The sequence below is a fragment of the Sporosarcina sp. P33 genome (genome assembly GCF_002077155.1).
Taxonomy (GTDB): Bacteria; Bacillota; Bacilli; order Bacillales_A; family Planococcaceae; genus Sporosarcina.
The window spans coordinates 2,407,609-2,431,406 of the sequence record NZ_CP015027.1 but is presented as its reverse complement, the minus strand read 5'-3'; the positions used below and the strand labels follow the sequence as shown (position 1 = coordinate 2,431,406).

17 protein-coding genes and 2 riboswitches are annotated in these 23,798 nt (G+C 42.6%); of the genes, 2 read left to right on the top strand and 15 right to left on the bottom strand.

Annotated elements, in window-relative coordinates; genetic code table 11:
- Positions 1-68 precede the first annotated feature (68 nt).
- The 6 genes from SporoP33_RS12045 to SporoP33_RS12020 form a co-directional block, all read right to left on the bottom strand.
- Positions 69-1,175, bottom strand: coding sequence for a D-TA family PLP-dependent enzyme (locus SporoP33_RS12045; RefSeq protein WP_081243936.1), 1,107 nt, complete (start codon positions 1,173-1,175; stop codon positions 69-71).
- Complete coding sequence (locus tag SporoP33_RS12040; protein ID WP_081243935.1) at positions 1,175-1,558, bottom strand: RidA family protein; 384 nt, start codon at positions 1,556-1,558, stop codon at positions 1,175-1,177. Before SporoP33_RS12040 ends, SporoP33_RS12045 begins: the two co-directional genes overlap by 1 nt.
- A gap of 18 nt (positions 1,559-1,576) precedes the next feature.
- Positions 1,577-2,236 (bottom strand): GntR family transcriptional regulator, encoded by a 660-nt coding sequence (locus SporoP33_RS12035; protein WP_081243934.1) that lies wholly within the window; start codon positions 2,234-2,236, stop codon positions 1,577-1,579.
- Positions 2,237-2,270: 34 nt separating this feature from the next.
- Positions 2,271-3,245, bottom strand: coding sequence for an asparaginase (locus SporoP33_RS12030; RefSeq protein WP_081243933.1), 975 nt, complete (start codon positions 3,243-3,245; stop codon positions 2,271-2,273).
- 283 nt (positions 3,246-3,528) lie between these two features.
- Positions 3,529-4,449 carry an urea transporter gene (locus SporoP33_RS12025; RefSeq protein ID WP_196796782.1) on the bottom strand — a complete coding sequence of 307 codons (921 nt, stop codon included), beginning with the start codon at positions 4,447-4,449 and terminating at the stop codon, positions 3,529-3,531.
- Between the two features lie 183 nt (positions 4,450-4,632).
- Positions 4,633-6,372: a sulfatase family protein gene (locus SporoP33_RS12020; protein ID WP_081243932.1), complete on the bottom strand. Its 1,740-nt coding sequence runs from the start codon at positions 6,370-6,372 to the stop codon at positions 4,633-4,635.
- 197 nt (positions 6,373-6,569) lie between these two features.
- A riboswitch (TPP riboswitch) is annotated at positions 6,570-6,687 on the top strand.
- Positions 6,688-6,805: 118 nt separating this feature from the next.
- On the opposite strand from SporoP33_RS12020, the gene thiC reads away from it, so the two are divergent.
- Positions 6,806-8,578, top strand: a complete 1,773-nt coding sequence (gene thiC / locus SporoP33_RS12015) for a phosphomethylpyrimidine synthase ThiC (protein ID WP_081243931.1) — start codon at positions 6,806-6,808, stop codon at positions 8,576-8,578.
- Positions 8,579-8,913: 335 nt separating this feature from the next.
- On the opposite strand, the gene thiO is transcribed toward thiC, so the two are convergent.
- Together thiO and SporoP33_RS12005 are read right to left on the bottom strand one after the other, a co-directional pair.
- Positions 8,914-10,047 carry a glycine oxidase ThiO gene (thiO, locus tag SporoP33_RS12010; protein WP_196796781.1) on the bottom strand — a complete coding sequence of 378 codons (1,134 nt, stop codon included), beginning with the start codon at positions 10,045-10,047 and terminating at the stop codon, positions 8,914-8,916.
- 118 nt (positions 10,048-10,165) lie between these two features.
- Positions 10,166-10,275, bottom strand: a riboswitch (TPP riboswitch).
- An 80-nt stretch (positions 10,276-10,355) separates the two neighbouring features.
- Positions 10,356-11,099 carry a hypothetical protein gene (locus SporoP33_RS12005; RefSeq protein ID WP_081243929.1) on the bottom strand — a complete coding sequence of 248 codons (744 nt, stop codon included), beginning with the start codon at positions 11,097-11,099 and terminating at the stop codon, positions 10,356-10,358.
- A 399-nt stretch (positions 11,100-11,498) separates the two neighbouring features.
- Here SporoP33_RS12005 and SporoP33_RS12000 point away from each other — a divergent pair, with 399 nt between their 5' ends.
- Positions 11,499-12,047, top strand: a complete 549-nt coding sequence (locus tag SporoP33_RS12000) for a DUF7686 domain-containing protein (protein WP_081243928.1) — start codon at positions 11,499-11,501, stop codon at positions 12,045-12,047.
- A gap of 318 nt (positions 12,048-12,365) precedes the next feature.
- Here SporoP33_RS12000 and SporoP33_RS11995 read toward each other — a convergent pair whose 3' ends face one another.
- The 7 genes from SporoP33_RS11995 to SporoP33_RS11965 all read right to left on the bottom strand — a co-directional run bounded on the left by SporoP33_RS11995 (position 12,366) and on the right by SporoP33_RS11965 (position 23,508).
- Entirely contained in the window at positions 12,366-14,108 is a 1,743-nt protein-coding gene (locus SporoP33_RS11995; RefSeq protein ID WP_081243927.1) for a hydantoinase B/oxoprolinase family protein, read from the bottom strand.
- Positions 14,105-15,574: a hydantoinase B/oxoprolinase family protein gene (locus SporoP33_RS11990; protein ID WP_081243926.1), complete on the bottom strand. Its 1,470-nt coding sequence runs from the start codon at positions 15,572-15,574 to the stop codon at positions 14,105-14,107. The genes SporoP33_RS11995 and SporoP33_RS11990 overlap by 4 nt, the downstream gene beginning before the upstream one ends.
- The gene (locus SporoP33_RS11985; protein WP_081243925.1) at positions 15,571-17,679 is read right to left on the bottom strand and encodes a hydantoinase/oxoprolinase family protein; all 2,109 of its coding nucleotides are present in this window, start codon (positions 17,677-17,679) and stop codon (positions 15,571-15,573) included. The genes SporoP33_RS11990 and SporoP33_RS11985 overlap by 4 nt, the downstream gene beginning before the upstream one ends.
- A gap of 21 nt (positions 17,680-17,700) precedes the next feature.
- Entirely contained in the window at positions 17,701-19,050 is a 1,350-nt protein-coding gene (locus SporoP33_RS11980) for a cytosine permease (protein WP_081243924.1), read from the bottom strand.
- Between the two features lie 20 nt (positions 19,051-19,070).
- Positions 19,071-19,460, bottom strand: a complete 390-nt coding sequence (locus SporoP33_RS11975) for an OsmC family protein (RefSeq protein WP_081243923.1) — start codon at positions 19,458-19,460, stop codon at positions 19,071-19,073.
- An 839-nt stretch (positions 19,461-20,299) separates the two neighbouring features.
- Positions 20,300-20,878, bottom strand: coding sequence for a hypothetical protein (locus SporoP33_RS16090; RefSeq protein ID WP_155961355.1), 579 nt, complete (start codon positions 20,876-20,878; stop codon positions 20,300-20,302).
- Positions 20,879-20,994: 116 nt separating this feature from the next.
- A complete protein-coding gene (locus tag SporoP33_RS11965) occupies positions 20,995-23,508 on the bottom strand; it encodes an Ig-like domain-containing domain (RefSeq protein WP_081243922.1) in 2,514 nt (837 codons plus the stop codon).
- Positions 23,509-23,798 lie beyond the last annotated feature (290 nt).

The following is a 23,798-nucleotide window of genomic DNA, read 5'->3' as shown; positions in this document are numbered from 1 at the left end:
CGCAAACTGAAATCGCTTACAAAACAAACCTTGGATAGTGTCTGCTATCATGCAGACACTATTCTCAATTATTGTAATTTACCTCTGCCCTTGACTTCGTATTCCCCAAATACTTTGCCTTCTGAAATTAAATAGGCTTTCTCATGTAAATTACATACTGGACAAATATGATTTGGAATGATCTCTATTTTGTCTCCTATTTTAACTTCCTTGTTAAACTTTTCATTGTAAATAATGGCATGCTCATCATAAACATCATAAATGTATACTTCATCATAATCTTTAATACGGCCCAGCCCTGTAGTTTTAGTGATTCCTTTACTTCTGGTTTGTGCAGTAATACCTTTCGCACCGACATCGGTTATAACCCTTTCACGCGTAGGTTTACTAATAACAGTAGTTAAAATTGTGGCAGCACATTGATTGTAAGAATTAATCACATTAGCCTGAGATGCATCCATAAAGACATACGTTCCAGGTCTGATTTCTGTCACGCCGCTTGGTATGTCATAGCCTTGAATTAATGAAGGTGTGGATCCAATGCTAACTACTTCCAGGTGAAATCCATTTTCACTGGCAAGTTCCGCAAACCTAAGTGTTCTAGCCACACTTGTATAGAAAATATCTTTGCACTCTTCCAAGTCTTCGGCCATATAGGAATGCCCATCATGTGAGAAGATGCCTTTAAGATCGATGTTTTTAGACTTTTTCAATTCATTCAGAAGTATGACGAAATCACTTTCCTCTATAATTCCGGAACGTTCTTCTCCCACTTCAATTTCAATTAAGACTTTCGCTTTCTTACCGGAACCTTCAAACACTTCTTCAATATCCGGAAGTTGGCTTGGATCGTCGATGCCAAATGAAATTTCTATAGTATCGGATAACTCTCTAATCCGCTCTATTTTCTGTCGCCCAACTACTTGATTCGCTATAAAAATATCTGTGAGTCCACTTTCCGCCATCACTTCTGCCTCACCCAGTTTGGCAACGGTAATTCCATTTGCTCCAAGCTCTTCTTGGATAATGGCTATTTCAGGGATTTTATGAGTTTTAGTATGAGGGCGTAAAGTTACCTTATTTACATTTGCATATTGTTGCATGGATTGAAGGTTTTTCATCATAATATCCCGATCAATTAATAGAGCCGGTGTATCTAACTCCTTATAATTCATTACGATTCCCCCATGGCAGCGATTGCTTCAATTTCCACAAGACATCCACTATAGAGGTTATTTGAAGGGACGACTACCCTCGCAGGCTTATGATCCCCGAAAAACTCAGAATAAACTTCGTTCAGTTCCGGCCACAGCTTAACATCAGGTATGTAGACCCGGCACATAATGACAGACTCTTTATTTAATCCTGCTTCCTCTAGGACACACTCTAAATTACGAAGCGCCTGGACTGTTTCCGTTTTCACTCCACCTTGAGGTATGGTTCCTGTTTCTGGATTTATGGACAATTGTCCTGATATATATAGTACACCGTTATATTCCATAGCCGGGACGTAGTGTCCTCCGTCACGAATTGAGTATTTTGTTTCAATTTTCCTCATGGTAGCTGCCCCCGTCTTTTAAAAGTTTTTTAACAAGTATTCTAAATCGTCTTCCATATGTTCTTGCATTAAATTTGATGCTCTATCTGAATCTTGATCCTTTATTGCATTGTATATTTCAAAATGTTGGTTATGGATGACTACTCTTCTTTCCGCGTCTCTTAGCTTGGAACTTTTATAGAATCTCGTTAAGTTTCTAAGTTGATTAGTCTGCTGATATAACCTCTCGTTCTTACTCTCGTTGAGAATAATATCGTGGAATGCCGTGCACATTCTATTAAAGTCATCGGATTCATCAGGATTTCCAAGTTCATTGATAAATCTTTCTTTCTGTAAAAATAGCTCTTGTAATTCCTGATGAATTTCTTCATTTAAATTTGAAATTAATAGTTTGACTGCGAGTGATTCTAGAGCAATTCTGCATTGATAAATCTGTTTTAGATCTTCCTTGGAAGTTTTGTAGACAAATAATGTACCATTTTTCCTAAGAAGAAGGCCTTCCAATTCAAGTTTTCCAACGGCCTCTCTAATTGGACCCCTACTCACGTTTAACTTCTTAGCTAATTGTGCCTCTACAATTTGTTCATCTGCTTCAATAGCACCAGTTAAAATATCTTCTCTAATAGCCTCATAAATTTGTAAATACAATGGCGGAGCTTGGACTATTTGAATTGTCAATTTCTACTCCTCCTCTGTCACCTATTATTTAACATCAGCTTTCAAAATACTCTTTATTGACAGGAACACCTGCAGCTAATAATACCGCTAGCTTAATCCTAGCTTTTTTTCCATCATAGTCGCTAGCAAGAATAACCCCTTCATTCTGCAAACTCCATGCACTGCCCGGGAAGTCATAGACAGTCTTTACCTCTCCTTCTTCTGCGCTAGTAGTCAAAATTACAATAATGCCTTTCTCAACTGCTCGCTTCACGCTGTCTAGAATATAAGGAGGAGCGTGTCCTCTGCCTGGGGCCTCAATGATAATACCTTTTGAGCCTGATTCTGAAGCGCAATCAATGAATTTCCCATCTGATCCAAGTGCACATTTAACGAGATCAATAGCTGGCAAAGGATTTTTAATAGTATAAGTTTCTCTATGAATTGGTTTTTGATAATAAGAGACTTTCTCTTGATCTACAATTCCTAAATAACCAAACCCGAAAGATGTAAACCCGTCAACGTTGGAAGCATGCTTTTTTTGAACATAACGACCTGAGAATATTCTCTCATTAAACAAGGCAATTGTTCCCAAACTACGGCTTTCCGGATGTGCAGCTAAAATAATCGATTGTCTTAAGTTTACAAAAGCATCCGTTCCAATAACAGTTGGTCCTCTTTGGGAACCTGTAATAACAACAGGACGATCATCTGAAATTACGAGATCTAAGAAATAAGCAGTTTCTTCTAAAGTATCTGTACCGTGGGTAACTACTATTCCATCAACTTGTTCATTTTGAAACACTTCTTCAATCTTCTCTTTAAGTGTATATAAATATTCAAAGTTCATATGGTTGCTTGGAATTTGGAATACCGACTGAACGTCTACTGTAATTGTTTCAGGTAAGTCACACATCTTGGATAATTCTTCTCCAGACATAACGCCAGCCGTAAGCAAACCTGTTTCCGGATTTCTTTTACTGGCAATAGTTCCGCCAGTACTTAACATGACAATTTTCTTCTTTTCCATTTTTAATCCACCTACTCTTTATTTATTCTTCATATATCTTTCATTTGGTTGTCAGCTGTCATCTGTTAACAGCTAACAGTTAACGATATGGAAAGCTTAAAACAAGTTAACAGAATTGTCAATACTATTTAGTGAATTATAATTTTCCCTACTAGTTTGCATTTTATAATTCGTTTTCACACTAAGGAATAGAAACTGTATGAATTTCATAACTAATGTAAAGGTAAAAGGTCCCGCTACAATTCAGAATTGCAGCGGGACCTGGCACTGAAAAACAGGGCTATTACAATTTCGGCAAAACTTTTCTAGCGCCTAATATCAGCCAAGTACCCAGCACAAATGGCATTGTCAAAGCGGGAAGCCCCAACGGCAATAGCCAAATGCTGACACTTGCCATAAGGGGAACTGTAATACATGCCGCCACCACACCTGTAATAGGTGCATAGCGATTTTCCTTCGTGTTGTACACAACCGATACGGCTAGAATGGTCAAAATAGCGTTATAGCCATATAACCCCAGTAGGATTAGCGCATGTTCCCCCGCTAATGCCAAAGCTGTCAAACACGCGACCACATTACCGATGACCGCATATATTCCCATTTTCCTGCTAGCCCAAAATATCGCAATGAATAGTAAAAGACCAGGTATGGCTTCGGTAACGAAAAAGATTTGACCGATTCCATTAAACGTTGATTGAAGCAGATTGATTTTTCCTTCTATATTCAATTCCCAATTAGCTAAACTTTGAGGAGACAGTGACCCGCTTAACTTGATGCTTTCAAGTTTATAGGATGCAAGCAGTGTGAACCAAGTTAATAGGATAAATGGCAATGTCAAGATTGGAATGCCGAGGTTTCCTAAGAAATACATTAACGTCGCGGTTAGTATCGCAGTGACCGCTGCGCCAACCAGTGCCACAACCCAGGCAGTAGGCCCGGTCAAAAATGTTTGAAGCACCAATCCGGTAAGCACTGAGTTATAGCCCATCAAACCTTTACGGACCAATGTTTCATCTGCACCGCCTATTTTCGCAACTAGCGTACCGATCATGGCGGATAAAAATGCAATCACCCCTAATGAAAACGAAGATATCGTAATCGCTAATAAAATTAGAAGTCCTGTTATCGTGTTTTCAATATAAATGATTTGGGATATCCCTTTGAGGCATTCTTTAAGAAAGTTAATGAAATCTTTTTTATTCATTGATCTCACCCCCATATCCTGCAATGTCTTGTCCGCTTTTTTTCCGTCCCACAGTTCTCTCCTCTATTCTGTTTACTCATTTCGCATAATTATTTAGTTGATTATACACCATTTATCTAAAGGTACCAGGTCCCGATACAATTCAGAATTGTATCGGGACCTGGTACTCTGTTCGTACTCTATTCATCGCCTTCCCGGACCCAACCGTTTCTTACCACGCTCATCCGCCAATAACTTTTCCAATTTACAACGAATCGCCTTTGATTCATCCGTCGCATTCGCAGGATCAGCCAAATTTTTCGTCTCCAGCGGATCTTCGGCAAGGTTATAAAGTTCAAATTGATCGCCAGCCGGCTCTGTTTTGACTTTCTCCACCAAGCATCCGTCTTCCTCAACAAGTGTTGTATCACTGACTCCGGGATCTGTCCAAAATTGAGGGTTGTCGAAGTATCGGGCGAATTTCCAAATTTCATACTCCTTGCTGCATCCCGTTGGAAGTGAGGCAAAGACGGCTTCGATCGAGCTTGGCTGGACAACTTGTTCGTAGGGGCGCCCGGTAATCGGGTTTGTTTGGTTGAGCCCTTTGAAGACATTATCTTCTGTCATGAAATACAGCGGTTCGTTTGCCCGAAAGAACTGGTCACGGCCGTAAAAGAGCGGTGTCAGGTTTCTTCCAACGAGCGGCTTGGCTTCTGTATGATCGCAGGATAATTTCCGCTCTGCAGCCGCCGTGTCAATACCGGCTAAGCCGAGAAGAGTAGGCAGAATGTCGACGTGGCTCGTTAGCATGTTGGTAGACTTTGCATTATGGAAAAGTTTTGGGCTATGAATGATGAGAGGCACGTGAATGGATTCTTCGTACATCGTGTACCATTTCTGATACAGGCCGCCATGCGCACCCAGTTGCTCCCCATGATCCGAAGTGAACACGATGATCGTATTATCGAAAAAACTGGACTGTTGGAGAGCCGTAATGACTTTCAAGAGTTCGTTATCCACTTCTTTTTGAAGACTGTAATACAGCTGACGGTAAAAATTATTATCATGTATCGGCTGAAGCCCTTTTGGATACGTTTGCCGATAGCTTTCCTGTACAGACGGTTTCGATTGCAGTGATTCGTGAACAGTTGGGGCTGGAGGTATGAAAGGCAGTGTGGGATCCACTTCGAACGTAAAGTCGGGAGAAATCGCTGAAAACAAGCCATATAATGCGATGTCATGCGGGTTGACGAATGAACATTGAATAAACCAAGGGCTATCCTTTTTATCACCATGTCTATTTTTATCTAATTGTGTAATGAGTTTCACGGTATCCGCTGCATACACTTCATCGCGCCCGCTCGTTCCAGTCCCTGCAGATGAAGCAGAATTTCTGGGATCTGCACCATGGGGGTCCGGACCAATCCACTCAGAAAAGCCGTATTCATTCAGACGGTCTGCTTTTCGATACATTCTCTCATTCTTTTTATCAGGCACACCTGTCTGCTGATCATAACTTCGCAATGAATTTTTTGTTCCCGGAATGAGGATATCAGGTTCCGACGCATGCCACTTCCCTTTCCAAAATGTCTTGTAGCCTGCAGCGCGGAAATAGTCCCCTATTGTTGGAACGGTATTTGGATCCAACCAGAATAGATCTGCGTCAAACGAGCCCTTTGCAGCACCCGGTGTTTGCGTGACGCCATGTAATGAAGGATAGTGCCCTGTATATAATGAGGTCCGGCTGGGAGCACAAGCCGTACTCGCTGCATAATGGTTCAAAAATGAAAGTCCGTTTTTCCTCAACAGTTTCTGCGCAACCAGATTCTTTCTTCTCCATTTTTGCAGCTCCTTTGTTTCATAAACAGGCGGAAACCGATCCTGATCCACCATTAAAAACAAAATGTTCGGTCGTGACTCCCCATAATGGAATTCGCTTGTCATCCAAGATTCCCCTTCCTGTATTAGCCGTGCTTTTATAAGTTATGTCGGGGATAGGAGTGCAGGTGAATGAATTCTGTGGATTTACTAAGATTGAATGATACAGTATGTAAATAACGGTATCCATGGCAAATATAGTTATAATGACCCTTTGAAAGCTGCGCAGGCCATGGTAGACTGTTCCTGTTCACACAATTAAATACAATAACTAGGGGTGTCCAACGTAATTGGACTGAGATGGAATGATTGTACACGCATTCCGGACTCTTTGGACCTGATCTGGCTCGTACCAGCGTAGGGAAGTTTTCATTTTATCAGCAGCGCATTTTTTTGCGTTTTGAAGACCAGGTCCTATTTACGGAACTGGTCTTTTTTGTTGCCGATTCCCTTTACTTGAATCGAGTCATGTCACCCCTCAAAAGGAGACGATGACAACATGCAAGAGAAGAAAGAAGAAATCTTTATCCACAAATGTTTCCCGGCAAGCAGAAAGATTTACGTACAAGGAAGCCGGCCAGACATACTCGTGCCGATGCGCGAAATTGAGCTGTCACCAACTGTAACGGAGCAAGGTGAAGTAGCGAACGAACCTTTCCGTGTCTATGATTCAAGCGGTAAATATACGGAAGCCGGTTATCAGGCAGACATCAAAAAAGGCCTTCCCACTATCAAAACGAATTGGATCGTTGAACGAAATGACGCAGAAGAGTATGAAGGCAGGCAAGTGAAACCACAGGATAATGGGTATCGGTCAATGGAACAAATGCAAAATGATGCCGTATTTCCAGTGTGGAAACGTAAACCATTGCGGGCAAAACGCGGCATGAATGTTACACAAATGCATTATGCGCGCAAAGGAATCATTACACCTGAAATGGAGTTCATCGCACTCCGGGAACAGGTAACGCCTGAACTTGTTCGGGATGAAGTAGCGAGCGGCCGGGCAATTATCCCTTCCAATATTAACCACCCGGAAGCGGAACCGATGATTATCGGAAGTAAATTCCATGTGAAAATCAACGCAAATATCGGAAATTCTGCTGTCTCCTCATCAATTGCTGAAGAAGTGGAAAAGATGACGTGGGCTACACGCTGGGGTGCCGACACTATCATGGACTTGTCGACTGGAAAGAACATCCACACAACCCGTGAATGGATCATCCGCAACTCCCCTGTCCCAGTAGGAACGGTTCCGTTGTATCAGGCGCTGGAAAAAGTAAACGGCAAAGTGGAGGATCTTTCATGGGAGATATTCCGTGACACATTGATTGAGCAGGCAGAGCAAGGTGTCAGCTACTTTACAATTCATGCGGGCGTTCTGCTCCGGTATATTCCAATGACGATTCACCGTATGACGGGAATTGTCTCACGGGGCGGTTCGATAATGTCCCAGTGGTGCATGCTGCATCATAAAGAAAACTTTTTGTACACACATTTTGAAGATATATGTGAAATTATGAAACAGTATGATATTGCGTTTTCATTAGGAGATGGATTACGTCCAGGCTCAATCGCTGATGCCAATGATGAGGCCCAATTCGCTGAACTTGAAACACTTGGAGAACTAACGAAAATTGCTTGGACCCATGATGTGCAAGTTATGGTAGAAGGCCCCGGACATGTGCCGATGCATTTGATTAAGGAAAACGTAGATAAGCAAATGGAGATATGCCAAGAAGCACCATTTTATACACTCGGCCCTTTGACGACAGATATTGCTCCCGCCTATGACCACATCACATCTGCTATTGGTGCGGCTATGATCGGCTGGTTCGGAACAGCGATGTTATGCTATGTGACGCCTAAAGAGCATCTTGGCCTGCCAAATAAAGATGATGTGCGTGAAGGCGTCATTGCTTATAAAATTGCAGCACATGCAGCTGATTTGGCAAAAGGCCACCCGAATGCACACAAACGGGATGACGCATTGTCAAAAGCCCGTATTGAATTCCGATGGAGAGATCAATTTAATTTGAGTCTGGATCCTGAACGCGCGATGGAATACCATGATGAAACATTGCCCGCTGAAGGCGCGAAAGTCGCTCACTTCTGTTCCATGTGCGGTCCAAAATTCTGCAGTATGCGAATTTCACATGATATTAGAAAATACGCCGATGAAAACAGTTTAGAAGAGAAGCTTGCCATTGAAAGCGGGATGAAAGAGAAAGCCGAACAATTTAAAAAATCCGGTGCTGGAATCTACCTATAATAAGGAGTGAGTGGAGTTATGACCGCAGAGCAGTTACTTCATCAGATTACTGTAAAACAACAAACTCTTCATCAGTTAGAAGAACAGCTGGCTCTCCTGCAAGCACAGTGCATACACGAATATACCGAAACCGTAACATATAGAAAATGCATAAAATGCTTAAAGACGGAGAGTGTCCATTACTAATAAAGGTTCTGCAGCGTTCAAGGATTTTACGGCAATTAGCCATAAACAGAACTGAATTCTTGAAGTGTGTTTTTGAAAGTCACTATGTTTTAAATACAAGAAAGCCTTCTGAACAGTTTCGCAGAAGGCTTCTTTCAATTTTCCAACTGTCAGAATTTCACGGGCACCTGGCACCAAAACCGTGCCGGCGCAAAAGGAGTAAGCTGCTTGTGTGTCTCCTGACAGCCGTTCACGTAATCCTTCATTAATATACCTGTAATCGGGCTAAGCAAAATGCCGTTCCGGTAATGACCCGTACATATATTCAGCCCGCCGATGAATGGATGAGCCCCCATGACCGGCAGATGGTCTGCTGCCTGAGGACGTACCCCTGCCCATGTCCGGTGGATTTCTCCATCACTGAGCACAGGCAATAGGCGGGAAGCCCGCTGTAATAGAGAAAGAATACCGCGGACCGTTACTGATGTATCAAAGGAATCGGGAATAGACGTTGCGCCAATAAGCATTTCCTTATTTCGTTTTGGCACAATATAACAGCCGTCTGCCGCAAAAACCGTTTTGACAGGTGCAGGGCCGGCCAATCGGATCGACAAGCATTCGCCTTTTACAGGAATGACGGGCAAGGAAAAGCCGGTGTCAGCTAACAGATGGCTGCTCCAGGCACCGGCCGCAACCGTCACTTGAGTTGCATAAAACGAGCCGATTGATGTATCAATCCCCACTATCCGATCTTGCTGAATCAGCAGACGAACAGCCTGCGCTTCTTCATATACATGGGCACCGGCATGTATTGCTGCTTTCAAAAAGGCCTGTGCGAGTAAGGGTGCTTTTACTTGATGGTCTTTTTCCAGAAGAATCGCACCGGCAGTTCGGGACGTCATACAAGGTTCAATCTCCGGCACTTCCTCCGGCTCAAGCCACTGAATGGATGGATCCTTTTCGGACAAAAAATGATATTGCCGGCGCAACTCATCACGATCCTGTTCTGTTGCGGCTGTTTTGATCAGGCCGGCTGTTCGTAACTCAATGTCAATACCCGTATTAGAAAGCAGCTCATCACGAAGCTGCGGGAACATCCCCCGGCTTTCCAGCGCGATGTCCAACAACGGATTTTCCCGCTCAAATTCATTTTGCGCACCAAGCATTCCCCCTGCTGCCATCGAAGCCTGTCCAGCTTTCCCTGCATCAAATACAGCTACACTTACGCCTTCCTTAGCCAGCCGGTAAGCAATAGAACAGCCAATTACCCCTCCGCCTATAACAATATGATCATATGTCTTCATGGTCTCCGCTCCCTCTAAATGGTTAACATACTGATGTACCGGTCTGGAAGGAAATAAAAAAACGCCGCTTCCCGGAAGAAAGCAACGCCTCATGTATACAGTCTATAACATACAGTTATTGTAAGCAGTGCCACTTCCCTCCGCCAGTATAACCTGGATCAGGTTCTAGGAGTCCCAAAGTCCATTACTTTGATCTCAGCCTCTTCAAAGGCACCTCCAGTGGATGAAATATTTATTTTTTTCAGATTACCATACAAGCTGGTGTTTGTCATTACTTTCTAAATTATTTGAGGTACCCTATATGACTATCATTCATTGTCTCCTTCTTTTAAAAATCCTTTGATAATGAAAAGATGCAAATCGCTCTTATAAAATGTAAAGCAGTAGCCCCCCAATAAAATTAAAGTGAGGCCAATAAAAAAGACATGTTCATCCGGATGTAAAGGTTTATCAAGAATACCCAAAAAAGTAGTCACTAAGATTAAGGCACTTAATAAATGAGTCAAACTCGCTTGGAACGTTTTAATAAACTCTCCTGCCAAAGAACTTTTGTCAATGCACACCTTTTCTCTGAAAGCGCGAAAGAAGCGATGAAAAGCAACGCTGGAAATGACATAGATCAAATAAGTAATGATGAATGACTTACCTATGAGTGAGAATACTTGAGCTCCTGGCAGCTGTGGAATGTCGTTCAGTGCAGTTGTCTGCATGATGCACATGAAAACCAAAAAATAAATAGCCAGGAAAGCTGCAAATTCATAAATGGCATAAGTTACAATACACAGACAGTCGTATACATGCTTAAAAACATCTTTTTTGGGACTCCGAGTGGTCCAATTGTAAAAGAATCCAGATAAAAACTGAGCTATGTAAAAGCAAACGGCTAAAAAGAGCAATGTGAACATACTGCCGGAATTTAATATGTTTAGAAACTTGTTATATAGCGTTTTTATAGTGTAGTAATAAGCTGCTATGGCGGCAGCAAGGAATGGGACTAAAAAATATATTAGGCCATATACATATAGGGATTTATTATTTTTTATTGAAATCATTCCTTTGTATATTTTTCGGGATTACGAATCAAATAAGAGTAACAACAATAGCAATAGGCGGAACGATAAAAACCTAAAACATCTTCAAGTGCAAACAATTCCTAAAATTTTCGTATAAATATGTACGACACAGGCATCCTCACTTAAGAACAATACCTTTTCTGTTGTCTTCACTTATCTTACCACCCCTCGCTCTACAACTCTAGATAGCCAAAAGCTAGAAACGACCCGATGATTAATTTTATTTACTAACACCAATGCTCTCTGACAGATTATCTATATTCAGTCTTTACTATTTGTACATTTTCACATCGTAAGAATAGTGTCAGATATGCGAGTTCTCGAAGTTCTTCCCCTACTATTTATGATACGATAACGATATAAATGGAGGGAGATCGGATGAAATGTGAACAATGCAGTACTGACAAAGTGCATGTGCAATTTGGCAATCAGCCGCTTTGTATGGATTGCTATAATAGCATGATGGCGGCAGAGTTAGGAATTGAACTTCCTGAACTGCCCATTACATTTATTGCTGATGACGCAAATGGGGTAATGCGCATCTTTGAAGTGGAGCGAATGATCATGGGAACAACAATTTTGCTGACTGCGCATGAACGACGGGAGCAAGGATACGAATTTGCAGTGGATGGGCAACTAGATGATGACCAGCATAAACTATTTAAACAACTGATAGAAAAAACAACACGCGGACTGTCCGAGACGTATCTGGCCACAGGAAAATTTCCATCGGGTGAACCTTATACATATATAAAACAAAATCATTTGAAAGGCGTACTCTCCTATGATTCGGACAACTGCGATACACCACTCGTAATCATCGATGGAAAACCGTATACATGGAATGAGGTAGGCCGTCTCTTGCAAGCTTTTGAAGGATTTCAAGTGAAGATGGTGATGAAGGAATTGGCTGATGATTTCGAGTGAATGGCAGAGCATTTATTTCTATGGGGACTAAGCCAACACGAGGCTCAGTCCTTTATTTATTGTAACCCTAAGCAAAAAAGAACCAGCCCGAAGGCCAGTCCTCTCTTATCTGGTTAATTTTAAGTTCATGGGTTCGCGTATAAACTTCTACTACTCATCAATCAATTGCCAGAATAGCATGTGAATAATGTGAGATCCCGTTGCCACATTTAACACGGTTGTGAATCGAGATACGGCTCTGCCGGGTGATTGATATTCAGAACTCACAAAAGGTTATCGTACATTATTAATTGCGGGGTAATTGTGTGGTGCTCATTACTACTTATCTTTACTAGCGTTACGATGCTGCTCTGTAGCCTTGATATCAACCGTGCGAGATACAGGATCTACCACTACTCCATAGTCACACAAAGCAGCCTCTACAGAAACGAATCCATTCAAAACATCGTCAAGCACCTGGGCCGGCTCTCTTTCAAAGGGATTGCCCCATCCTCCGCCGCCAGCCCGGTAAAATTGGATAATTCCTTCAGGGGGCATTTTTACTTCAAAGGCGGTTTCTTCGACATCCTGAGCTTGCGATGTTCCATAGTTAACAATGACTTTATTCGATGGCGCATCTTTGCCGCCGCAATACCCTTTAGTTGTATTACGGACACCCGCCATCATGACGCTGGTGGCACTGTCTGTCAGATGCTGAATCTGCACATCCAGTCCCGGTGTTCCTCTCCAGCGTCCGGTTCCTGTAAAATCAATCATATACTCATGTTTTAACACCCGGCTTGGATATTGGACTTCATTCATTTCAATGGACGGCAAAGTGACACCCGTCATGACGGGAGGATATAAGCCCCAGCCATCTGTTTCATACGCAGCGCCAGCTCCTCCCGTATAGCCAAAGAAATTCAGATTTACCCACGGGTTGCCGTCTTCGTACTTACCATGTGAATAGGCGAGCGGCAATTTATGCGCATTGACGCCGACACGAGTGGGCGCACACTGGGAAATTGCCTGAAGCACTGCTTCTGCAATCTCTGCGCCGACACACGCCGTAGCATGTCCGCACGGAGCCGGCATTCTTGGATTCACCACGGTTCCTTCCGGTGCTGTTACGGTAACCGGATTCATATACCCTTCATTAATTGGAATATCTTCATCACAGCAAGTGGAGATGGCTACAAACGCGAATGAAGTGGTATTGGAAAGCGGACTATTAATAAAGCCTTTTACTTGCGGCGAAGAACCGGTAAAATCGATATGCAAATCACTTCCTTCCACAGTGACTGAAGCCTTGACTTTAATATCGCGATTGCCTTGAAAGTCATGATCCGCAAACGTTTCGCCGACATAGACTCCATCGGGCCAGCTGCCAATTTCATCACGGACTCTTTTATCGGTATACTGAATCCGCTGATCAATGGCTTTGACTACTTTTTCTTCCCCGTACTTATCCAGCATATTCTGAATTCTTTCAGCTGCCACTTTACACGCACCAATCATGGCATTCAAATCACCCTCCAGCCAATGAGAAAGCCGGTTATTCGCGACGATCATATCAAAAACATCCTGCCTCTTTTCCCCCCGTTCATATATCTTCAGCGGAGGTATCCGGAGACCATCATGCCAAATATCCTTAGACTTGGGATTATATCCCCCTGCAACCGGCCCGCCATTATCTCCCATGTGACTTCGGACAGCCGGCAATAGTATGGGTTTGCGATTATAAAAAACAGGCATGACAATCGTCCAATCCAAGCTGTGTGAGCCTCCATGATACGGATCATTCACAAGCAGAATATCGCCTGGATGAAGATTATAGCGGAATGCATCCATCAAATGATCGACAGCTCCAACAACTGCATACAGATGCAGTGTACAGCCCGGGGCCTGAGCGACAAGCCGAGACTTTTTTCCCGACAGGTCAAATACCCCTGTTGTAAAGTCATGCGCTTCATTAAATAGAGGAGACCTGGCTGTTCGGGTTACTGTTGCACTCATTTCCCTTGCGACAGCATCAAGCGAACCGCCGACAACTTGCGATAAAATTACATCTTCATTTCTCATTCATTTTGCCCCTTTCCAGCGTACACAAAGACAAGGAGGTCGCCTTTCTTCACGTGCTGGTTTGTTGCGCTTTGCTCTATTTTTCGCGACTTCTCCCTCTCAATCGTCACAGATCCGAATCTATCATCTTTACCTGAAGGAAGCAGCAAGTTGAAATAGACATCGTCTTCCTGATTTTCCAGCACGACTTCCAGCCCGGCATTTTTCCATTCCCGCGAGATCATTTTAAAACCATGATACAGCTCCAATTCCTCAGCGGAGACCAGCAGCCGCTCTCCGAATAGGGCAGGCGGTCCAAAACCTTGCTGTGCGGCAGGAAAACCGGGCACAAGGACGATTGGCTCCGTTTCCTCGTTCACACCGAGTTCCGGGTAGAATATGGCCTGTGGACCTGTACCGTAAATTGGAGGGAATTGATCCGCATTCCCACTGCTTTTGATTGCCCTGTACACAGCTTCAGCCAAAAAGTGGCCCGTGATGCCAGGTGCCAGGGCGGTGGCAGCCGGAAATGCAGGATCACAGATTGTCCCTGACTTTAATAAAACGGTAAAGGAGCGCATCAGTCCTTCATTGATCGGCACCTCATCGGCAATCATGGCAAGAAAAGGCCAAACTGCAAATGCTTTTGTTAAAGCAGCCGGCGAATTGATCGGTTTCTCAGATTGGGCCGACGATTCACTTACATCGACTGTAAGCGAATCTGCCGATGCCTGAATGCGGACAGCAATCGTATTTCGATCATCCGGCGTGATTCCGAACTCCACAGATGCCGCCATCTCCGTATCTTGTAAATTGGATATATGGTTTTTCACCCGATTTTGACTATATTGGAAAAGGGATTCAATGGATGAATCCACTGCTTCCATCCCAGAGCTTTCAATCAGTCCCTCCAGCTGTTCCCGTGCCTCCCGTAAACAGGTATACATGGCTTCCAGGTCCGCTTTAAATGAAGAAGGCATTCTGCTGTTCGAAAGTAAGAAGTTCAATATATCCGCTTGCAATACTCCTTGCTTATAAAGCTTGATCGGTGTAATCCTTACATTCTCCTGCCAAATTTCAAATGCCTCAGGATGGAAGCCGCCGGGGTATTCTCCGGCCAAATCAATCATTTGCGCCCGGATTACTGGAAAAAGAACAAGCTCTCCTTCCAAAAACAAAGGGGCCGCCATTGTTAAAGACTGCCCTTTCGTTCCGCCCCTATATGGGTCTGCAACAATCAGCACGTCTCCATCCGCAATATCAAATGAAAAGTAATCAAATAACTGGGCCACACTGTCTTTCACTGCATAAAGATGCTCCGGTTCATATTGATGCTGAACAGCCAATTCCAATTCTGGCGTAAAAAGGGCTGTAGCAAATGCACGATCTTGCGACAGCAGCGGGGAGCGGGATATCCTCTGCAAATTGTATCCCATTTCCCGGCTAATTGACTGCAGCTTACTATATAAAATCTGTGCCTGAATCATTCGTTCCCACCTCTTTGCGGGGATACAGCAGATTGTTTAACCTCGATAATGCAGTTGCGGTATGCATCAATTAATGCTTCATGTCCAGGATAAACAATGATGGTATTGCCCCATTGTTCAATTATGGCCGGCCCTACAATCAGATTACCTGATTCCAGCAAGGAGCCGTCATATATAGGTGTCTTAGACGTTTCGATATCGAAATGCAGTTCTCTCACACTTGTCAAAGCATGGCTTGGATCCTCTTGCCGGAATGATTCTTCTTTCATTTTAACAGGCTCTCTCACACCCGCTAAATCCAGGCGAAGGTTTAAAATTTCAATATCATGTCCGATTTCTTTATGTGCAAACATTCTTTCATGCAACTCATGAAAGTCAGCAACTGTCGCTTCCAAATTCAGTTCGGTGATGCGGCGGGTTCTCGATCTTACAGGAACAGTCACTTCATGCACTTCACCCGCATAACGCATATCAATAAAGCGGCGGGTTTCATACTGATCTGTGACAGATTGGCTGCCGAGCTTTTCTCGGGCAGTTTGTTCCATTGCCTCGTAAGCAGCGTTCATTGCCTGCAAATCAACGTCTTTCAACCGCTCAAAAGAAGTCCGCAGCTCGGTCACTTTCAGATTGGCCGCTACATCGCCAAGCGCACAAAAAACTGGCGCTAACGAAGGAACGATGACCGTATTAATACCGAGATCCTCTGCCTGTTTACCGGCATGAATAGCCCCCGCCCCTCCAACGGCCATGAGTGCGAAATTACGCGGGTCATGGCCTCGTTGTGTCGTAACAAACTGAACGGCATTGGACATATCACTATTCACAATTTGTGAAATGGCAAGAGCAGCTTCCACCGTAGAAATTCCAAGCGGTTCGGCAATACGAGTGCGAATAGCTTTCTCCGCCAACGAGCGGTCCAGCTTCATTTCTCCGCCCAGAAAATTTTCAGGATTGATATAGCCTAAAAATACATTTACATCCGTTACAGTAGGTTCTTCCCCGCCTTTACCATAGCAAGCGGGACCAGGATTGGAACCGGCACTTTTAGGGCCGACTTGCAAGGCTCCTCCATTATCAATCCAGGCGATGCTTCCTCCGCCCGCTCCGATTGTATGGATATCCATCATGGGCAAAGCAACGCGGTAACGGCTGATCCAGCTTTCTGTAGTAATGGACGGATTTAATTTTTCAACTACGGAAACGTCATAGCTTGTTCCGCCCATGTCTACCGTAATAACATTTTCATAACCTGATTTACCGCCAATTAAGGAGGCCGCTGTGACTCCGCCTGCCGGCCCAGACAGAAGTGTGCCTGCTGCAAATCTAGCACTTTGCACGACGTTTTGCACACCGCCGTTGGATTGCATGACAAATAATTCACCGGCAAAGCCATCTGCGCGGAGCCTCTCATCCAAATGCTCTAAATAACTCTGCATGGCTGGACCAATAAAGGCATTGACGATCGTAGTGCTGACCCTCTCGAATTCTCTTATTTGCGGCAGAACTTCACAAGAAAGAGATACAAACATATCCGGTGCTTCTTCTTGAATAATTTCTCTGACCCTAATCTCGTGGGCAGGATTTAAAAAGCTAAATAGAAAACAAACAGCTATCGCCTCAATCCCTTCCCTGACAAAACCGCGTACCGCTTCACGAACTTTATGTTCATCCAATTTTTTTAAGACTTGTCCTGTTTGGTCCAGACGTTCCGGGATGCCAATCCGATATCGTCTTGGCACGATCTGAAACGGTGCCTCCAATCTTGGGGAAAATACGCTTTCTTTGTAAGCACGACGAAATTCAATTTCATCGCGGAATCCTTCTGTCGTTAACAGTCCAGTTTTCGTTCCTTTATACTCCAGCAATGCATTGGTGGCAACGGTTGTCCCGTGAACGATTAGCGGGCTGCCGGCTAATACTTCTCTGACATCTAGTCCCAGCAGTTCTGAAACTTTCACTATTCCGTTCATAACTCCATCCGATTGATCCGGCGTTGAAGGGGTCTTCGTTGATATCATCTTTCCATCGCGTCCGGTAACCACCACATCTGTAAATGTGCCTCCCACGTCAATGCCAAACACCCATTGTTCTTGCTGATTATCCATAAAATTATTTCCTCCTTCTCATCAAAAGCCTGTCGACTCTTCCTTCACTTCTCCAAACTCATACCGTATATGTAATTTCGTTAAAATATAAGTCAATACGATGTATAGGATGAATGCCAAAACCGTTGAATTCAGTGCACCGATGCCAAACATCAGCTTGGATGCGATCAAACCGCCCGTTACAACGGACACAATGGCGACAACATTTAGGGCAGAATACGTTGAGCCTGCGCCAAACTGGTAGTGCCGTTTACGGATCTTCGCAGACACAATCCAATGATCTGCTATCATCACACCTGCAATCGGAGGAACATACAACCCTAGAAATGATAAAAGCGGAACAAAAAAGTCCTGAATCCCCAGCAGCGCGATAACAATGCCAGTTGTTCCCATCAGTATGACGAGCAACTTTTTAGGCAGCTTCACTACGTTGCGAAGCCCGAGCGAACCGGTATATAAATTATTATCATTCGTTGTCCATTGCGCAAAGACCAAGATCAGAAAGGCGAAAAAGCCTAATCCAAGTTTACTCATGGCGGCGGGGATATTCGGAGTCGATCCAACGTCTGGCACTTGCGCCGCAATCGCCATCGCTGCTCCGGCAATGATACAAAATACACCGCCAAAAAAATAGCCGCTCGATGCACTAATGCCCCCTGACACTGCATTCCTGGCATACCGGGTAACGTCCGGAAAGACCACTGCGCCTAATGCAGCATTTCCTACAACAATCGTAATACCATCAAATATCGTCATAGGGTCGCCAGACGGTTCAAATGCCATCAGATTGCTCCAGCTCCCCGAATAATTCACTGCATTTACAATGCCCCAAATCGATAAAATGACAACGAGCGGAACCGCGATAAAGCTTAGCGCAGCAAGGCCCCGGTAACCGATAAAAGCAGTAAGCATCATTAAAATGCCTCCCCAAACAACGGCAACTTCAGGCTTCGCCAGCCACACGCCAGGAAACATTTCAGAAATTGTCGTGCCAAAAAAGGCCACTTGCCAACCGAACCAGCCGATTCCCATTGTCAAAGCCAGCACAATGCCAAATAAACTGGCACCATGTCGTCCAAAAGCTTGCCGTGCCAAAACGGTAGTGGAGATTCCGTACTTAGCCCCCATCATTCCCTGGAAAAAACCATACACGGCCAAGATCAGCATCCCGAATATAGCCGCAAGAAGAGCGCCGGAGAAATTCAACCCTTGTATAAGCGCACCTCCCGTGACAATCGTTGATAGCGATATGACCCAAGCACAGCTCGTCACTGCTATATTCAGCGGCGATTTTCGATAAGAGGCAGGTACAGGGGTAATAGCAAAATCATCTGTTTGTGCTTTTGATAGTTGTTCCATTTTATTTTCCATCATCCAATCTCCTTCAGCTGCTAGATTAACTCTTGTGTCCGAATAACTACACTTTCTTTAAGCGTATTACCTATCGTACAAGCCCTTTCAGCAGACAATAGCAATTTTTTTCTATAATCGGAAGCAATCAATTCAGGAAACCGAACGTTTACAACACATTGTTCTATACGAGAAGGTCCTTTTATTGCTTTCTTGGCCGCAACCTTTACAAAAAGCTCATCTTCCGGTACTTCAATACCGTCCCTTTCCAACATTCTCTTTATCGTAATCGCAACACACAGTCCTAGAGATGCCTCAAGAAGCTCAATCGGAGAAAGACCCTCTTCATCAGCTGCCTTCTTCCCTATGACTTGAATTCCATTCCCATTAGCAATACTAAACTCTCCATTAATTTGTTGAATCGTTGTCATAGATCCTTCTCCTTCGCCGAATAAATTTTCGTACTTATCAGTCTTTTCACTCTTTAAATGTTTACTTAATTAATAGGTTTAATATAAAATCATAATAGGTAAAATGTCAAGCTGTTAACTCGGCTAACTGTTCAAATGTTGCTTTATTCTGTTATTTTCTGCATTTCCTAACTTTATAAAGCAAGTTTGATTATGTCAATGCCGGTAGGAACCTCCACCAATTCCGTTGATGAAAACAGGGAAAGTTAAGAAGAAACTAACGGTGGTAGTAGTCGTACTGATGAAGGCGGAGATTCACAGAAAGTTGTAGTGAAAAAGTTATGAAAGGCTGATGCTGTTCAGAGAACTGACATTGTAGGATTTAATTTGAAGAAGAATATATACTATGACTTTCCCGGGAGTTGCATTACAGTCACTGTAACTACCCACTGAGAAACAATTCCGCATCCAATGGAACTGTTTCTTTTTTCTGCCTGATTACGTCCTGCATGACTGTCTCTGGTTATAATTTGTCTGGATCTTTAGTGTGAAAAATGGGAAGTTCAGTATAGACTCACTTTAGCGAAAGAGATGAAAAGAGCCTACTGTTTGATTTCTCATTCAGTAGACGCTTCTTTTTTCTACTATCAAGTTGTCGGAAGAGTGTCTGCATAGTGTAGTGTACTCAAATCTAAATAGTATTTAATAATTAGCCGTGATCCATACTCTTTAGTTTCGATATTTCCTGCCCGTGGAGTTGGCAACTGAATTATTTCATCGCCGGAATCCATACACTACGAGCGATGCATAGGCCGCCCTTTGAAAATTCACCCAAAGCTATTTCTTGGTTTCTGTTCCCCTCAAGGTCTTAAATTATTATCAAGACTTCCATCAGGATTACTTCTGTCATATCCGCTATTCCCACCGCGCCAATATCCTTCTACTTTTGTACCGTCAGAACGTTCATAACCTTCCACCCAATGGGGATCGACATGGTGTATTCTACTATTATCTGAAGGAACAGTTTCCTCTATTATGTAGTCACCGTAATCATACTCTTCATTGACGGGACTATCCAAGAATTCATAAATCAGTGACCCAGCTACAAGAAAAAGCGTCGCAGTAAAACTTAGCGAAGCTATTTGGGACGACCAATTCTTCACTACATACCAAATATAAAGAGGATTATATACCTTGACAGCGGCTTCAGCATCCCGATATAGTGCAGCACGCTTGTTTGCTCGAAACCACATAAAGAAATGCCTGGAGTAGTTCTTATTGAACTCTCTTTCCACATCCTCTATCACCTTTGAGTGGGGAATAAAAGTGAGAATAGTAACCAGCGCAAACACTATGAAAGCAATTCCTGTAATAATATAAAATTGTTCGTACCAGATTTCCTTTTCCCACGTTTCAGTAATCCATTTAAAAATATACATGATTAGTTACCCCGTTTAAAAGAACCCTCTGGTGTATTTATTAATTGTGTAATACACTGGAGCCCTTTACTCAAGTCCGTTACTACCCAGCTATAATTGTGTGGTGCACAGGCATCCTAACCTGACCATTCAACGTTTACAATACTACCATTGTGAATAAAGAAATCTTCCACATATTCATATAGAGTTGTTGTTATATGGTAACGGTAATACGTTCGATTTTCATGTCTACCAGTATAATAATTGTACAGTTTTCTTGTGCCAGTAGTTAAATAAGTAACGTTTACTTCCTCATTGTAGTTTGATTTTGAGTAATAGTTGGATAAATATTGTTCTACCTCTTGCGTTGTAAGAGCAGGAAGTGGCTCTGAACCTAAGGAAATAGATTGATAATCATCGACTAACCAGCGACCGTTTTCATATTTAAACGTGTAAATGATATGACTGCCATCCGTATTCGCATTTCCGCGCTCAACCGTTTGCACGACGACACGATTGCCCTTTGCTTCAAGAATATCAAATACTAAATCTGTATCGACTTGTAAAGGGAACAAGTAAACATCAATGGTACTATACACATGTTCTTCATAATATGGTTTTAATTCATCGTAAATATAATCGTCTGTAGCGTATTGCTTGAGTCCATCAACGATTGTAGAAAAGTCATCTTTTGTTGGGTTAGCGCCACTTTCTAACACGCCTTTTAATTTACCACCTATATCTCCAGCCATTATTTTCATTTCTTCAAAAGTTGGCATTTCAATATGATAGACATCTTCATTACTTTGAACAATAACTTCGACTTCTTTCGTCAGAGGATTTTTCCATTTACCACGATCATAAGTAATTGTAATCGTTGTACTTTCTCCATCTTTAGCTTCTGGATAAATGACAACATCACCAAATTGATTAACTCCTGCAATGCTTGTGTCATTTGATTTTAAGCTCACCTTGTTATCAGGTAATTCGATGTCTTTGCTAATATTCCAAGGGTCTAGTCCTGTTAATTTCAATGTTGTTTTTTCTCCGCCACGCAGTACGACTGGCTCGACGAGAATATCAATAAAATCACAGGTCGTCCCTTTGCTTAGAGCGATCGAATAGGTAAGTAATTTACCTTTTTCAAAATTTGTTGGGCTCACTCGATATCTACTTGTTGTATCGAAATAAAGCGAATCGCTTAAAGTATAGCAAATCTTTCCAGGAGAAATTTGTCCCTCAATCTTCGCACGATAACCAGCATCAGCCTCAATTCCACCCAGTTCAAATTGAATGATTTTCGCAGTAATTCCTACACCTAAGCCGACTTTTCCCGTTAAAGTACCAGTTAATCCATCGATATTGGGAGTTGTTGCCGTTGTTGAATCGTTATATACTTCAATTCCGTTTTCCCCATTTTTAATTCCAAGTCGATATTCACGGCTGCTCGTTAAACTAAAATCTAGCGAAACTTCTCCAGAACCAGAGATTTTAATGTAAAATTGAATTTCAGCACCTGCTACGCCATATGCTTTGACAGGTATTGGAGTTCCTAAATTAAAATACTTCTCAGCTTCTACACCTATAAATTCATATTTCAAAGTAAACGATTCTTCAATTCCACTAACGAATTCTATTCGATTTGGGAGCATACGCTGAACGTCTATAAATACTTCAGGAAGATTTGATTCTAGTTTTCCTTCTATCTTTATTTCCCCCAAGTTTTGTTCTTTAAGCACAATATCACTAAACTCTACGAAAACATTATCTCCATCCATCCCAATTTCAATCTCTCCAATGGACATTTCGTCTCTATTTGCTACTTTAAAATTCCGGTGGTTCCCCCGACCTTCCTCACTTATAATATTTGGGTAAACTTCAGGATCGAGCATGACATCTTTCGCTTCAATGGCAATAATTTGAGATATGTCAATTTTATCAATGACGTCTTCCATATTCGGCTCTTTCGTCTCAATAATCGTATGGGAACCGTCAAATTCGATCGTAATGATTTCTTTTGACCAGCCAAAAGGGAAATCTTCGGTAGGTGGGAGAATAAAAATATCACCGACTGAAAGATGACTTAATTCTTCTGGCGCACCAATAAATACAAATAGATTACCTTCATAGTCTAAAGTTTCTAAGTCTGTTAAAATACGCTTTGATAAATCAACAACATCCTCTTTTAACTCAACGATATTTTCACTTTCCGCCCGTGGCTGAAATGAATCTACTGGAACTTCACTAGAACCAGTTCTGAACGGCATTTTAACTGGATGTTTCATTAATTTTCGTTCTTTCGAATAAACATTTTCTGAAATATATAATGTATAAGACGAATTCGGCTTGTACCCTTCATTAGGTGGACTTACTAAAACTTGCTTCCCTTCATCTACTTGAACGATAGTGACAGGGACCTTTCCATTCGTTGAATCTAAAACATAAATATTGTCATCGATTAACGATGAAAGTTCAACCTCATGATTAAATGTAATCGTCCACTTTTTATTAAGTGGGACATTTTTCATTTCAGTGAATTCCTTCCAACCTTTTGCGGTCCCGTTATCCGCTAAAATGTTACTTGGAAATAAAAAAATAAAGTTCAATATAAGCACAATAACAAACATTTTGGCAAGGAACTTTTTCCTCACAAATGTTCTCCCCCTTTATTTAACCTATTAATTGGTTGTGTGATGCACCTTCACTCTAAAAGGCTCATTTTTCTTCAGGCAATTCAAAATGAAATCCCGAATTTCCCGGCGTTTACGGGTATCCAACTGCCGCTGTACTTCATGATCAATCTCAAACATCACTTCCAGCATGGAGATTCGAACTCGAGTACATAGAACCTTTTTTCTAAACTGATTGTAGCTCATTCCTCTCATTGTTGTAGTGACTCCATTACTCGTCGTGATCAATACCTCATCTGTCTTTTGACTCA

Bases quoted from the DNA above. Each gene is read 5' to 3' on its own strand.
- SporoP33_RS12045 (WP_081243936.1), bottom strand. From the start codon at position 1,175: ATGAATTATAAGGAGTTAGATACACCGGCTCTATTAATTGATCGGGAT.
- SporoP33_RS12040 (WP_081243935.1), bottom strand. From the start codon at position 1,558: ATGAGGAAAATTGAAACAAAATACTCAATTCGTGACGGAGGACACTAC.
- SporoP33_RS12030 (WP_081243933.1), bottom strand. From the start codon at position 3,245: ATGGAAAAGAAGAAAATTGTCATGTTAAGTACTGGCGGAACTATTGCC.
- SporoP33_RS12025 (WP_196796782.1), bottom strand. From the start codon at position 4,449: ATGAATAAAAAAGATTTCATTAACTTTCTTAAAGAATGCCTCAAAGGG.
- SporoP33_RS12020 (WP_081243932.1), bottom strand. From the start codon at position 6,372: ATGACAAGCGAATTCCATTATGGGGAGTCACGACCGAACATTTTGTTT.
- thiC (WP_081243931.1), top strand. From the start codon at position 6,806: ATGCAAGAGAAGAAAGAAGAAATCTTTATCCACAAATGTTTCCCGGCA.
- thiO (WP_196796781.1), bottom strand. From the start codon at position 10,047: ATGAAGACATATGATCATATTGTTATAGGCGGAGGGGTAATTGGCTGT.
- SporoP33_RS12005 (WP_081243929.1), bottom strand. From the start codon at position 11,099: ATGATTTCAATAAAAAATAATAAATCCCTATATGTATATGGCCTAATA.
- SporoP33_RS12000 (WP_081243928.1), top strand. From the start codon at position 11,499: ATGAAATGTGAACAATGCAGTACTGACAAAGTGCATGTGCAATTTGGC.
- SporoP33_RS11995 (WP_081243927.1), bottom strand. From the start codon at position 14,108: ATGAGAAATGAAGATGTAATTTTATCGCAAGTTGTCGGCGGTTCGCTT.
- SporoP33_RS11990 (WP_081243926.1), bottom strand. From the start codon at position 15,574: ATGATTCAGGCACAGATTTTATATAGTAAGCTGCAGTCAATTAGCCGG.
- SporoP33_RS11985 (WP_081243925.1), bottom strand. From the start codon at position 17,679: ATGGATAATCAGCAAGAACAATGGGTGTTTGGCATTGACGTGGGAGGC.
- SporoP33_RS11980 (WP_081243924.1), bottom strand. From the start codon at position 19,050: ATGGAAAATAAAATGGAACAACTATCAAAAGCACAAACAGATGATTTT.
- SporoP33_RS11975 (WP_081243923.1), bottom strand. From the start codon at position 19,460: ATGACAACGATTCAACAAATTAATGGAGAGTTTAGTATTGCTAATGGG.
- SporoP33_RS16090 (WP_155961355.1), bottom strand. From the start codon at position 20,878: ATGTATATTTTTAAATGGATTACTGAAACGTGGGAAAAGGAAATCTGG.